At 67.3% G+C, this 1,403-nt stretch carries 1 protein-coding gene; it reads left to right on the top strand.

Features of this window, described 5'->3' with window-relative positions:
- On the top strand, positions 1-1,403 hold a 1,403-nt coding region (locus tag ABD990_RS34070), incomplete at both ends, for an AMP-binding protein (RefSeq protein WP_345384932.1).

Genomic DNA, 1,403 nt, shown 5'->3' with positions numbered 1-1,403 from the left:
GATCGGGTGGGGATCTGGGCGCCGAACATGGCGGAGTGGACGCTGTTGCAGTACGCGACGGCGAAGATCGGCGCGATCCTGGTCAACATCAACCCGTCCTATCGCACGCACGAGCTGGAGTACGTGCTCAAGCAGGCCGGGATCTCGCTGCTGGTGGCGGCGCGGGAGTTCAAGACCTCGAACTACGCCGCGATGATCGAGGCGGTGCGGGGCAACTGCCCCGACCTGCGGTCCGTCGTCCTCATCGGCTCGGGTGAGTGGGACGGGCTGCTGGAGACCGGGCGCGGCGGGGAGCCGGGGCTGTTGGCGGAGAAGCAGGCCGCGCTGTCCCCGGACGACCCGATCAACATCCAGTACACCTCGGGCACGACGGGGTTCCCGAAGGGCGCCACCCTGTCGCACCACAACATCCTGAACAACGGGTTCTTCGTGGGCGCGATCTGCGGCTACACCCCGGAGGACCGGGTGTGTATCCCGGTGCCCTTCTATCACTGCTTCGGCATGGTGATGGGCAACCTCGCGAGCACCTCCAACGGCTGCACGATGGTCATCCCGGCGCAGGGGTTCGACCCGAAGGCCACCCTGGAGGCGGTCGCGGCCGAGCGCTGCACCAGCTTGTACGGGGTGCCGACGATGTTCATCGCCGAGCTCAACCATCCGGACTTCGAGTCCTACGACCTGTCGAGCCTGCGGACGGGGATCATGGCCGGGTCGCCGTGTCCGGTGGAGGTGATGAAGCAGGTCGTGTCGCGGATGGGCATGGACGAGGTGACCATCTGTTACGGGATGACCGAGACGAGCCCGGTGTCGATGCAGACCCGCGCGGACGACTCCCTCGAACTCCGGGTGTCGACCGTCGGCCGCGTGCACCCGCACCTCGAGGTCAAGATCGTGGACCCGGAGACCGGGTTGACCGTGCCGCGCGGGGAGCCCGGGGAGTTGTGCACCCGGGGTTATTCGGTGATGTTGGGCTACTGGGACGAGCCGGACAAGACCGCCGAGGCGATCGACGCCGCGCGCTGGATGCACACCGGGGACCTGGGGGTGATGGACGCCGACGGGTATGTGAACATCACCGGGCGGATCAAGGACATGGTGATCCGGGGCGGGGAGAACATCTACCCCCGCGAGATCGAGGAGTTCCTCTACACCCACCCGGACATCCTCGACGCCCAGGTCGTCGGGGTGCCCGACGTCAAGTACGGCGAGGAGCTGTGCGCCTGGGTGCAGGTCCGGGAGGGCGCGCAGGTGTCGGCGGAGTCGGTGCGGGAGTTCGCCACCGGGAAGCTGGCCCACTACAAGATCCCGCGCTACGTGCTGGTGGTCGACGAGTTCCCGATGACGGTGACCGGCAAGGTCCGCAAGGTGGAGATGCGGGAGAAGTCGGTGGACCTCCTCGACCT

It is taken from the genome of Pseudonocardia yuanmonensis (assembly GCF_039542425.1).
Lineage (GTDB): Bacteria > Actinomycetota > Actinomycetes > Mycobacteriales > Pseudonocardiaceae > Pseudonocardia > Pseudonocardia yuanmonensis.
This window is presented reverse-complemented; position numbering and strand designations above follow the sequence as displayed.